General features: G+C 37.4%; 12 protein-coding genes and 1 pseudogene. 12 read left to right on the top strand and 1 reads right to left on the bottom strand.

Going from position 1 to position 11,011, the window contains the following annotated elements; genetic code table 11:
• From QZ055_RS05355 to QZ055_RS05390, 8 genes and pseudogenes are all read left to right on the top strand, one after another.
• Positions 1–200 (top strand): annotated as a pseudogene (locus QZ055_RS05355) (hypothetical protein); the annotation flags it as partial.
• Between the two features lie 233 nt (positions 201–433).
• Positions 434–1,384, top strand: a complete 951-nt coding sequence (locus tag QZ055_RS05360; protein WP_295825134.1) for an ABC transporter permease — start codon at positions 434–436, stop codon at positions 1,382–1,384.
• Positions 1,377–2,186: an ABC transporter permease gene (locus QZ055_RS05365; protein ID WP_295825136.1), complete on the top strand. Its 810-nt coding sequence runs from the start codon at positions 1,377–1,379 to the stop codon at positions 2,184–2,186. Before QZ055_RS05360 ends, QZ055_RS05365 begins: the two co-directional genes overlap by 8 nt.
• A 66-nt stretch (positions 2,187–2,252) precedes the next feature.
• Positions 2,253–3,776 carry an ABC transporter substrate-binding protein gene (locus QZ055_RS05370; RefSeq protein WP_295825138.1) on the top strand — a complete coding sequence of 508 codons (1,524 nt, stop codon included), beginning with the start codon at positions 2,253–2,255 and terminating at the stop codon, positions 3,774–3,776.
• Positions 3,769–4,536: an ABC transporter ATP-binding protein gene (locus QZ055_RS05375; RefSeq protein WP_295825140.1), complete on the top strand. Its 768-nt coding sequence runs from the start codon at positions 3,769–3,771 to the stop codon at positions 4,534–4,536. Before QZ055_RS05370 ends, QZ055_RS05375 begins: the two co-directional genes overlap by 8 nt.
• A 1-nt stretch (position 4,537) precedes the next feature.
• A complete protein-coding gene (locus tag QZ055_RS05380) occupies positions 4,538–5,278 on the top strand; it encodes an ABC transporter ATP-binding protein (protein WP_295825142.1) in 741 nt (246 codons plus the stop codon).
• A gap of 130 nt (positions 5,279–5,408) precedes the next feature.
• On the top strand, positions 5,409–6,677 hold the full coding sequence (locus QZ055_RS05385) for an ATP/GTP-binding protein (RefSeq protein ID WP_295825144.1): 1,269 nt from the start codon (positions 5,409–5,411) through the stop codon (positions 6,675–6,677).
• A 2-nt stretch (positions 6,678–6,679) separates the two neighbouring features.
• Entirely contained in the window at positions 6,680–7,327 is a 648-nt protein-coding gene (locus tag QZ055_RS05390; RefSeq protein ID WP_295825146.1) for an RloB family protein, read from the top strand.
• A gap of 386 nt (positions 7,328–7,713) precedes the next feature.
• Here the strand turns inward: QZ055_RS05390 and QZ055_RS05395 are convergent, their stop codons facing one another.
• The gene (locus tag QZ055_RS05395; protein WP_295825148.1) at positions 7,714–8,061 is read right to left on the bottom strand and encodes a hypothetical protein; all 348 of its coding nucleotides are present in this window, start codon (positions 8,059–8,061) and stop codon (positions 7,714–7,716) included.
• 320 nt (positions 8,062–8,381) lie between these two features.
• Between QZ055_RS05395 and QZ055_RS05400 the strand changes: the two genes are divergently transcribed.
• The 4 genes from QZ055_RS05400 (at position 8,382) to QZ055_RS05415 (ending at position 10,926) form a co-directional block, all read left to right on the top strand.
• The gene (locus QZ055_RS05400) at positions 8,382–8,999 is read left to right on the top strand and encodes a DNA alkylation repair protein (protein ID WP_295825150.1); all 618 of its coding nucleotides are present in this window, start codon (positions 8,382–8,384) and stop codon (positions 8,997–8,999) included.
• 49 nt (positions 9,000–9,048) lie between these two features.
• On the top strand, positions 9,049–9,477 hold the full coding sequence (locus tag QZ055_RS05405) for a VOC family protein (protein ID WP_295825152.1): 429 nt from the start codon (positions 9,049–9,051) through the stop codon (positions 9,475–9,477).
• A 138-nt stretch (positions 9,478–9,615) separates the two neighbouring features.
• Positions 9,616–10,248 (top strand): hypothetical protein, encoded by a 633-nt coding sequence (locus QZ055_RS05410; protein WP_295825153.1) that lies wholly within the window; start codon positions 9,616–9,618, stop codon positions 10,246–10,248.
• Between the two features lie 270 nt (positions 10,249–10,518).
• Positions 10,519–10,926, top strand: a complete 408-nt coding sequence (locus QZ055_RS05415; RefSeq protein ID WP_295825156.1) for a hypothetical protein — start codon at positions 10,519–10,521, stop codon at positions 10,924–10,926.
• Positions 10,927–11,011 lie beyond the last annotated feature (85 nt).

Consider the following 11,011-nt stretch of genomic DNA (forward strand, 5'->3'; position numbering starts at 1 on the left):
ATCGCGTTACAGCTACAGAAAAGGTAAACGGTACAAAGGTTACTTTCAAAGGTGGCGAAAAAATGGTATATCTCGCTGGTTGGACAAAAGATGGTCAAAACCATGCGATGTACTTTGAACGCCCTGTAAATCGCGACATGGCAAAAGCGATCATTGCTAATACTGTAGCACCTACAGCACATACAGCATATACAAAATAATATAACAGTCTAGCCTAGTGGGATAGGCATGCGAGCTGTGGTGAAGCACTCGCATGGACACTGTAAGGGTTATATAAGAAACGGCTCCTCATATGAGGGGCCGTTTTTGTTTTGGTATGCAAAACTTTCATAATGATAACGATTCTAAATACCCGTATGGGTATATCTATCTAAGTATTACATTGATAGAATATAAATATAGCTATTTTGTGATAAAGAAGGCAGGTGATGTATTGTATCGATTAATACTACAGCGTTTGGTGAGTATTGTAGGTATTTTATTGGTGGTTACTATTGGTACATTTGTATTGATAAAATTATCCCCTATTGATCCTGTGTCGATGAAGTTTAATCTTGTAGGGGCTACACCAGATCCAGTTGTGGTTGCACAAATACGAGAGCAGTTAGGGCTCAATGATCCTTGGTGGCAGCAATACTTACGTTGGTTAGGTCAAATTGTACAAGGGGACTTTGGTGAGTCTATACTTTATGCAGTGCCTGTGGCCACGTTGTTGAAAGGGGCGCTACCAAATACATTGGGGCTCGTATCTTTAGCGCTTGTCATGGGGGTTGCAGTAACAATACCTCTTGGTATAGTATCTGCAAAATATCAGGATTCTTGGATCGATCATGGTATACGTCTAGTAACGTTCTTGGCCTTAGCTATTCCTGGGTTCTGGGTCGGTTTATTATTATTGTACTTATTCGGTGTTAAATTACAGCTAGTGTCGGTAACGAATACCAATGGCTTTTCTGCCTATGTATTGCCCGCGGTAACCCTTGCTTTATGGATATGTGGCCTCTATATTCGTCGATTGCGCAATGCTATTTTAGAAGTGTCGCGACAGCCCTTTGTACAGGGGGCGCGAGCATTAGGCTTGCCAGAATGGATGGTCTACACCCGTTACATATTCCCTCATGTGGGACTTATGTTGTTGCCTATGATGGGGGTAACGATGGGTGCCATGCTAGGCGGGTCTGCCGTTATTGAAACGGTATTCTCTATAAAAGGCATTGGTTACATGATGGTGCAAGGCATTATGGCTCGCGATTATGTTTTGATGCAAGGCTATATTATTTGGATTACTATGGTATTCATCGTGATTAATATCATCATTGATGTATTGAGCATTTGGCTAAATCCAAAACGAAGAGCTGCTATAAAAGGAGGCTCCTATGAATAGACGAAAGCCTTACACTTTATATGCTATGTTGGTATTAGCAGCTCTGTGGATTGCATTTTTCTTATGCGCTCCCTATATAGCACCATTTGATCCTGAAACGACGAGTATCGCGGACCGCTTACAAGACATTAGTAGTACCCATCTATTAGGTACTGACCAACTCGGTCGTGATGTGTGGTCTCGTATTTTGTACGGTGGTAAAGTCTCTTTAGGGATTGCTTTCACCATCATTGGCATTAGTGGGGCCATCGGTATCGCTATTGGTGGCTTAGCAGGATTCTCTACACCTAGCATTGACCGTTGGTTATCTCGCTTGATTGATTTGGTACTAGGGTTTCCGAACATGGTGATTGCCATTGCTTTCATCGGTATTATGGGACCTAGCATAACGAATGTGATCATTTCCTTGTGCATTACGAAATGGGCGGAATATGCCCGTATCACTAGAGGCTTTGTACAGATTGAACGCCACGCGGAGTATATTACCTTTGCTCGTATGTCAGGTGCTTCAAATCTACGAATTCTGTGGCGCTATATTCTGCCGAATGTATTGCCACCGTTGGTGATTGTTATTATTCAACATCTAGGTGATGCCATCATTTTGGTAGCCAGTTTCTCGCTCATAGGCATCGGTGTGCAACCGCCGGATCCGGAGTGGGGCGCTATCTTGTTGAGCTCCCGAGATTTTCTACAAACGGCGCCGTGGCTGCTAATTTACCCGGGGCTCGCTATTTTTATTACTGTTGTTTTATTTAACTATATTGGCGATGCGTTGCGCGATGCTCTCGATGTATCTCGTTAACCGTGCTGTGTATAGATTTTTTATGGTGAAAGCCTCGATGAGGCAATGTATTTTAAAGGAGATATTATGAAACGTTGGTTATTAGCGTGTCTAACTATGCTGTGCATGGTAGCTCTCTTGGTTGGTTGCGGAAGTGATACCGCTAAACAAGGCAAACAAGGGAAGCATATGAATGTTGGTTTGTATTGGTTTGGTGAAACATTAGACCCAACTCACGAGTGGGATGCGTGGACATTGACTCGTATCGGCGCTGGTGAAACATTGGCAACGGTAACACCAGATATGAAATTTACTCCACAATTAGCAGACTCTTGGGAAAATGTGGACCCTACAACATGGAAATTCCACATCCGTGAAAATGTTAAATTCCACAATGGCACTCCAATGACGCCACAAAAGGTAAAAGAGTCCATCGAGTACACAATGAAACAAAGTGCTCGTTCTGCAAAAGCTGTTAAGATTGAATCTATCGCAGTAGATGGTCAAAACTTGATTATTAAAACGACAGAACCTAATGGTTCCTTGTTATCTAGCTTAACTGAACCAGCGTTCGTTATCATGGACACTGCAGATCTTAAAGACGTAGCATCTAAACCAGTTCTTACAGGCCCTTATAAAATCACTGCTTTCAAAAAAGGTGAAACTATTGAATTGGAAGCCTTTGCAGATTACTGGGGTGGCAAACCAGGTCTTGATACTGTAACTGTAAAAGACATTGAAGACAACAATAAACGCGCTATGGCGTTACAATCTAAAGACGTAGACGTAATTCAAAAAGTGGACTCTGCTAACCGCAGCTTGTTCAAAGACGGTTTCAATATTCAAGACGTTGCTGGCGTTCGTGTGTTTATGTTGAAAGCAAACCACACAGAAGCATCTCCATTGCATGATAAAGCTGTACGTTCCGCTATTGCTCATATCATTAACTATGATTCCATGGCTAAAATCATCGGCAATGGCTCTACACCAGGGGCGGCACCATTCCCGCCATCTGCCAACTTAGGCTATGATGCGATTGCTAATAAACCGATGACAGATGTAGCAAAAGCTGACCAAATCTTGACTCAAGCTGGTTACGCTAAAAATGCAAACGGCATGTATGCAAAAGATGGCAAAGAATTAGCGATTACCATTGCTATTTGGGGTAAAGACACAAGCTTATACGAAGAAATCCAACAAGAATTGAAAAAAGCGGGTATTGCTGTAACTCTTAAGAAATTACAAAGCCCTGATGAAGTAGATACACTTGGTACAGATGGTTTTGATTTGGTAGAACGCAATGTAGTGACTATGTCTACAAACGATCCTTACTGGTTCCTCAGCTTATTCTACAAAACTGGTGCGAAAGCAAACATTGGCGGCTACACTAATTCTCAAGTAGATGCGTTAATCGACCAATTGTCTGTAACATTTGATCAAAACGAACGCTCTAATATTGCAAAACAAGCGCAACAAATCTTAGTTGATGACGTGGCAGATATCTACTTGTTATATCCAAGTGCAACAGTTGTATCTACTACAAAAGTTAAAAATGTACCAGTACATCCTATCGATTACTACTTATTAACAAAGGATTCTACTATTGAATAAATCTGATTGTATCGTATTTGATAAGGTTACAATTTCATATGGTGCGGAGCAAGCGGTACGCGATGTATCCTTCTCCGTGCCTAATGGTGAGGTCTTTGCCATCGTTGGTGAAAGCGGATCTGGTAAATCTACGTTAGTTCGTGCCGCCTTTGGCATGTTGAAACAAGCTACCATTAGCGGCCAAATTTTGCTAAACGGAACCGATGTTTCTACATTGAGTGATGGTGATTGGCGACAATTGCGGGGCACGAAGATTTCTATGATCTTTCAAAATCCCAGCGCCTATCTAAATCCAAATCGCACCGTAGAAAATCACTTTAAGGATTTGTTCTGTGCTCATGATGAAAGCTATGATGTAAGCCGCGTTATAGATATGCTTAATCTTGTTCACTTAACCGACGGAGAGCGTATCTTGCAGTCCTATCCGTTTCAATTGAGCGGTGGCATGCAGCAGCGATTGGCAATAGCTTTAAGCCTTATCTTGAGGCCTAGCATCGTGTTTGCTGATGAACCAACTAGTGCCTTAGATATGCTCGTGCAAGCCTCTGTATTAGACCTTATGAAAGAGGTAACACAAGCTCTTGGAGCAACGGTGATTATCGTAACCCATAATATCAAGTCGGCCGCACAAATTGCCAATAGCATTGGCGTTATGAATAAGGGACAGCTCGTCGAAGTAGGCTCCACCGAAGAGGTTATGGCATGCCCAAAAGATGAGTATACTCGTATTTTGTTAGATTCTGTAATGAAAGTGGTGTAGTATGATTCAACTCGAGAATATCTGTAAACAATATACAAACCACAATCATACGGTTCGTGCTGTTGATGATGTATCTTTTTCTGTAGCGGAGAATGAACGGGTAGGTATTGCCGGTGGTAGTGGTTCTGGTAAAAGTACATTGCTTAGGATGATTGCCATGCTAGAAAAACCTACATCTGGCACCTTGCGACTCTTTGGTGAAGACATCCATTCCATTCAAAATCATACAGAAATATATCGCTCTATGCAGATGATGTTCCAAAATCCCTTGGCGGTGATTCCGCCTAGAATGAACTTAGAAGTATTTCTCTTAGAGCCGTATATCAACTATGGGCTTATGGATATAGCCGCTGCAAAGGACGATATCCGCAAATGGATGCAACGAGTAGACTTGCCAGAAAATACGGTGTATAAATACCCTCACGAAGTCAGCGGTGGTCAGCTACAACGTGTCGTATTGGCACGGATCATGTTGATGAACCCCAAGCTAGTACTCTTTGACGAACCTACATCAGCCCTTGATGCGGTGAATCAAAAACTAGTGTTAGACCTATTACAAAAACTCCATTCGGAACAACCCTTCGGCTACGTATTCGTCAGCCATGATATTGGCCTGTTACAAGCCGTAACAGATCGAATCATCGTTATGAAAGACGGACACATCGTTGAAATCATCGAATCAAAACGGCTTAAAGAAGCGGTACATCCTTATACAAAAGCACTTGTAGAAGCAAGTGAGTAAACGAAAGCCCTTATTTTGTATATTGAATAATAGAAATATTAAAAAAATACAATCATGTGAGCATTTGGCTCATTTGGTTGTATTTTTTTTGTGTGCGTTGTATACTTGACGTAAGAATGGAGGAAGTATTATGTTAATTCAGTTTTCCTTTAAAAATTTTAGATCCTTTAAGGATGAAGCTATTTTAGATTTAACAGCAACAACTTGCACTGAATTTCCTGAACATGTACGGGCATCTGGTGGTGAAAAAGTATTACCTGTAGCGGCTATATTTGGTGCTAATGCTAGTGGTAAGTCGAATGTATATAACGCATTTGAGTATATGACTCAATATGTCTTGCGTTCCTTTTCTTTTGGTGATGAAGATATTGAATCTGATGCTAAGATTAAACAGGACCCATTTTTATTTGATATAGAATCTGTTGATAAGGTATCTGTTTTTGAGGTATATTTTACAATCCCTGGAGATGATAAACAAAAAGTTTATAATTATGGTTTCTCTATGAACCGTCAGGGCATTGAAGAAGAGTGGTTAAATATTAAAGCTAGAACTGTTAGAGAATATAGACCTATATTTTATAGAAACACAGCTCATGAAGAGCTAGATTTATCTGGGATTCCTAAAGCAAGTCAAGAAAATATTAAAATATCTTTAGAACCACAAACTTTAATAGTATCTCTTGGAGCTAAGTTGAAAATTGAGAAATGTAAATTAATAAGAGACTGGTTCGGATATAATTCTTTATCGAATTTCGCAGATCCTATAGAGTCTTTACTTCGCTACAGGATGATGCCTAAAGGATTTGTTGAGGATAAGAATGTTCAAAATAAAGTAGTGAATTTTTTAGGTGCTTTTGATGATAGCATAAAGGGGTTTTCTATTACAAAGCACGAAAAAGAAGAAGAGAAAGAAAAAAGAAAGGTATATTCTATTAATACCCTACATGTAAAAAAAGGTAGTAATAAATCTGTAGAAATATCGCTTGGCGAGGAGTCTGCGGGGACACAAAAAATGTTTGCTTTGTATCCAGAGCTTCAATCTGTCTTGACTAAGGGCGCCGTATTATTTGTTGATGAGCTAAATGCGCGACTACATCCTTTGTTGATGCGGAATATATTACTATTATTTTTAAATCCCGAAATTAATACAAATAATGCACAGTTAATTTTTACAACTCATGATTTGCTTCCTATGTCTAATCGATTATTACGACGTGATGAGATTTGGTTCGCAGAAAAAGATATTGATGGAGCCTCGGAATTATATTCCTTAATTGATTTTAAGGGAGAAACAGGAAAAGCAGTTCGTAAGGATGTAAATTATATTAAGCAATATTTATTAGGTAATTATGGCGCAATACCGTTATTAAAAGATATGGACTTTTCTTCGGAGAAATAATTATGGCTAAACAAGATCATAGAGGTAAAAGAAGACCTCGACACGAACGGATTGAAAGACGTAATTTGGAGTTAGGCTATTATTTAATATATACTGATACGGAAGGAACCGAGAGGGCGTATTTTGAAGGGTTACATAAGTCATTACCTGATGAAGTTAGAAGTAAGTTGCAAATAAAAGTTGTAGATGGTATTAAAACTAGAGAATTAATAAGTAAAGCTTGTAGAGACAGTAGTTACGATCCACAATTAAGAGAAACTTGGATTATATTTGATAGAGACCAAGTAACTACTTTTGATAAAATTATAGAAAAGGCTGAGAGTTTAAATATTCATGTTGGTTGGTCAAACCCTTGTATTGAGATATGGCTTCATGCATATTTAGGAAGACTGAAAACTTTTGATACATCAGTTTGTTGTTGCGAAAGTTTAAAGCGGATTTGTCGACAAAAAATGAATGGATATGAATATAATAAGACTGATAGTGATTTATATCAGCGTTTTTATACCGTAGGGAGCGAAGAAGGTGCTATTAAGACTGCTAAAAATCGGTATATATCATTAGTCCGAGATGGCATTACTGTTCCTTCTGAAATGAATCCATGTACTACAGTATATAAATTGGTAGAAGAAATTCGGTCTAAGCTATAAGAATCTTATTAAAAAGGGGTTTGTATTAGCCGTAGTTATGAAATTGCAACTTTAAAGATCATTTTCTTATATAATAATAAATTATATATAATTTTTACCAACCTAGAAGTAATTAGAATAATTTTGTTATTATATAAGTAAAGCCTTACTAGAGTAGTGAAAGTATTATAAAAAATGAAGATAAGTTAGCTATTTGTCTAGAATAGATAGTGACTTTAAATATAAATAGTGTTTAAGTTTACTTATTAAGTAAAATAGAGTAAAAGTTGAATGAAAGACTTTTTTTAAATAGTAGAGATTCAGAAGACTATGAAATGATATGATTTAGTTAAAATATAGAAAACGGCTCCTTAAAAAGGAGCCGTTTGTTGTTTTTATTAATTTCTTTACACAATTTCCGCTTTCAAATCGATAACGTGTTTACATGCAACACATCCAGGGCAGTCGCAGAATTCTGCACCTTGTGCTTTGATAGATTTAGCGTGTTGTAATAGGTTAGCTGCGCCTTCTGCACCAAGGATTTGTGTAGCTAGTTCAGAGCCTGCAAAGCCAATTGTTTCATCGATAAGAGCAATGTTTTGCTCTGCTACAGATACTAGCTGTTTTGTAAGTGCTTTTTGTTCAGGTTTACCTTCTGCATTGATCCAAGATTGCGCGAATTCTTTTACTGTAGGGTTGCTTGTAGGTGCATCTAATAAAGCTTGTACGAGTTCTTTTACTTGTGTATGTGTCATGATAGTCTCCTTTATATAACTACTAACTATAGTTTTGGAATAGTGCATTTAGTATCATATGAGCATCTGTTCCTTTTGTTGAGTTCATTATAGCACCTACAATAATTTTGAATAGTAGAATGATTTGCGATAGATACTATCAAATGTGATAGATTTGTGATGATTACTGAGAAAATTTTTTGATATAATTTAATAATAAAAGCTGAATACCAAAAATTGGCGCAATGTAGCTGTATTGAAAACATAGTTTTATTGATTTTGTAAAGGCTAGAATCAGAGCGTTATAAACAAATTAGAATTTGTAAGTGAGGTGAGTTTCTTTGAAAGCGTATATTAGGAGTTTAGAAACAGAGTTTTCCTTGATAGAAAATGGCTTCAAAGAGGAAGAAAGACGAGCCTTGGCCGATTATAAATCTAATGATACTGAATATATCAAGGAATTGGCATTTTTAGCCTATAAATCTGATATCTATCAAGTAAGAATGTACGGTGTATTTCTTTTTGGATATTTATCAGATAAAAAAGATATTTTGGTATTTATGAGAGATGAAGTGTCTGAAGATGATAATTGGAGAGTTCAGGAAGTATTAGCAAAGGCATTTGATGAATTTTGCAGAAAGACCGGGTATGAAAAAGCTCTTCCAATTATTGATGAATGGTTAGATAATCATAATCCAAATACGAGGAGAGCCGTTATAGAGGGATTAAGAATATGGACGAGTAGACCATATTTTAAAGATAATCCGAAGGAAGCTATTAAGCGTATTGCTGCACTAAAAGAAGATACCAGCGAATATGTCAGAAAATCGGTAGGCAATGCTTTAAGAGATATTAGCAAAAAATTTCCTGAATTAATTAAAGCTGAACTTAATAATTGGAAATTAGACAGCAAAGAAATAAATCAAGTGTACAAATTGGCGAGTAAATTTATTAGCTGACAAATTCAAGTTTATCTGATTAATGTAATTGTAAACTATGGAGGTAGTAATGAATAAGATCACTTGCATATGCTTAGGCGTTAGAGACATGGAACGATCAATAAAGTTTTATAGAGATGGTTTGGGATATAAGACTGACTGTAAAGAAAATAATCCGCCAGTAATATTTTTCGATACAGCAGGGACAAAATTTGAACTATTTCCTTTGGAACAATTAGCAAAAGATATTGATGAAAGCAATCCTCCAATGGGAGATGGATTTGCAGGAATTACATTAGCTTACAATGTTGAGCATAAAGAAGATGTTGATAGTGTCATTGAATTAGTGCGAAATGCTGGGGGAAGAATTGTAAAAGAACCACAAGATATTTTTTGGGGTGGTTATCATGCATATTTTACTGATCCAGATGGATATTACTGGGAAGTTGCATGGGGGCCAAACTTTAAGTTTGATGAAAAGGGATTATTGGAATTTTAGTAGTTAATCTTGCTTAGGCGTGTCTTCGGCATCAGCTTATTATAGACTTAGAATCATGCTGTAACTAGTATTATATAGGCATTTGTTCTTTTAGTGATATAATTTACTTAATACATGTTGTTTATAGGGGAATATATCATGAAAAAGGTTATATGTGCATTGGCTGTGTTAGCTTTTATAGGTTCTATCAATGTCGCTTCCGCAGATGACTTGATGCGCTTTCGTCTCAATGGTAATTCTATTTATGACCAGCCTTATGGTGATCGAAATGAGTTTCCTTGTCCAGATGGATTTGGTAGTTGCAGTATGACTGATAAGGATTATAGAAGTATTCGGAAGGGGCAAGCTTTAGAGGTATTTGATACTGTATATGAGGCTAAGCAACATTTGAACTTTAAGCCGCAGTTGCCAGTTGGGGTAGAGGGACTCCGCCCTGTACATGTATCTATTGTGGATCATGATGTACTACAAGTCGTGTATGCCTATCATGAGCTTTTAAAAGGAAAATACTTTGACCGTGTAGATGATATGCCAAAGTATATTAAGTATCGAGTATCGACTTTATCTGGTAATATCGCAGGTGACTATAAGGATTACGTGCCTCAGAAAATAGAGGTTGTAAATGGCGTGACCGTAACCTATCGAATGGTGGATAACTCCGTATATCTAGCATCATGGGAACAAGAGGGGCAGAACCATGTATTCTTATTTAATGAGCCTATTTCTGTTAACCGGGCTAGGGAAATTATTAAGAGTGTAGGTATAAATTGAGTTATTTATTGTACTATTTCTTTAATTATGATTAGCTTATAATATACATATAAAGAGAGCCCATTAACGTGATTAGGGCGTTAGGCTGATCTAAAACTGAACAAAATTATGATGGCGCCTAACGTGTTAGAGGGCTGCACTCCTCTATACGTTAGGTGTTTATCGTTGTACTATTTAATTAGTGCAATGATAGTGACTACTGCTAAGAGAACTATGATGATTACATAGGTAACCTTTGTTGTGTTTGATATTAAAAATAATGGAGCTCTTATGAACGCAGAAAAGTACAAAGTTTCCAAGTTGCCATATATAGAAAATGCTAGCAACAAGATAATGGAAAAGTACAAAATAAAAGCACAATATGAAACGGAACCGCCCCATGGCGATGCCATATATTCTATTTCTATAAAAGACAAAGTATTGCCATTTTGGATATATGGTAGAGATGTTACTTTCATAGGTAGTAGCATGGTTATGGTGGAATCTGTAAAATATAAGACTTGGGACCCCATAGAAACCATGATTATTGATTTAGAGAATGAAGTGTATGCTAGTTTAAAGGACTGGTATACAGACATTTCCTTTGTTAATGACCAAATAGAGCTAAGTAATCAAGTGGTAAAAATAGATAAACGAATTCTCAATGATTTTGAGGTCTTAGAGTGGACTAAGTACTAACGAGAATGCGTGATGCATCATATTCATGTAATTTTAATTGACATAACTCTATAGAATACAGTACAATACCCTTATATCTTAAATA

Origin of the sequence: uncultured Veillonella sp., from assembly GCF_905209685.1 — a bacterium.
GTDB lineage: Bacteria > Bacillota > Negativicutes > Veillonellales > Veillonellaceae > Veillonella.